Origin of the sequence: Paenarthrobacter sp. YIM B13468, from assembly GCF_042788025.1 — a bacterium.
GTDB classification, from domain to species: Bacteria; Actinomycetota; Actinomycetes; order Actinomycetales; family Micrococcaceae; genus Arthrobacter; species Arthrobacter aromaticivorans.
The window spans coordinates 1-1,036 of the sequence record NZ_JBHZPI010000060.1; the positions used below are offsets into that span (position 1 = coordinate 1).

The window sequence follows — 1,036 nt, forward strand, 5'->3', positions numbered from 1 at the left end:
GGTTTGTCGGGGCGGGTCTGGTGTCCTGGGGCCGATTCGTGGGATCGCTGCGCAGTGTGCCGTGCGCACGGCATGTTCGGCAGCGGAGCCCCGAATCGGCGGGCCGACTCGATGGTCCGGCGTCCGGCAGCGGCCGTCTAAGGGAGCTTCGCGTCCGCCCAGCAGGCGCTCATGCGACCGAGGCCGCAGAGGACGCTGGACCCGACGGGCGGGGCGGCGAGGGGCCGACGTTTTTTGATCTCCCGGGTGGGCGTTTGCTGGGAACGAGCGCTCACGTAGTACCGGGTTTGGAGGTTCGCACTGGGACCTCCAGGGGGCCGGGCCACCTTGGCTCGGGATTTGGCCCGGCCTCCACATTCTTGTTTTGTTTTGACTCCTCCCTGAAAGGGATCACGGCTATGGCTGTTGGTGTTTTCGATCTGTTCTCTGTGGGTATTGGCCCGTCGAGTTCTCATACTGTGGGGCCGATGCGGGCTGCGGCGGTGTTTGCTGCTGAGGTGCGTGAGTCCGGTGTGCTGGGCTCGGTCGCGTCGTTGCGGGTTGATTTGTATGGCTCGTTGGCTGCGACCGGCAGGGGACACGGGACCTTCACAGCTGTCTTGCTGGGGCTCGAAGGCTTCGAACCCGAGAAGATCCTGCCCGATGAGGTGGAGGAACGACTGGCTTCCATTGCCGCGACGGGGAAGCTCAACTTGGCTGCGGGCGTGCTCCTGGACTACGCCGTGGAGGATATGGTGTTGCATCCGTTGACGGTGTTGCCGCGGCATACGAACGGGATGAAGTTTGCCGTGTCTGACGCGGAGGGCAATGTTCTCAGGGAGGCGACGTTTTTCTCGGTTGGTGGCGGGTTCATTGTCCGGGAGGGCGAGGAGGACGCGGCTCGGGCGGAGTTGGAGGAGACAAAGGCAGAGTTGCCGTTGCCGTTCCGGACGGCTGCTGAGTTGCTGGGCAGGTGCGCGTCCAAGGGCCTGGGGATTTCGGACATCATGTTCATCAACGAGCGTGCGTCCCGGTCCGAGGAGGAGATCCGGGAGGG

The 1,036-nt window shown here is 64.4% G+C and carries 1 protein-coding gene; it reads left to right on the forward strand.

The window, feature by feature from the left end:
• Positions 1–398 precede the first annotated feature (398 nt).
• A partial coding sequence (locus tag ACFX4T_RS25600) for a serine dehydratase beta chain (RefSeq protein WP_377655231.1) occupies positions 399–1,036 on the forward strand: 638 nt, incomplete at its 3' end.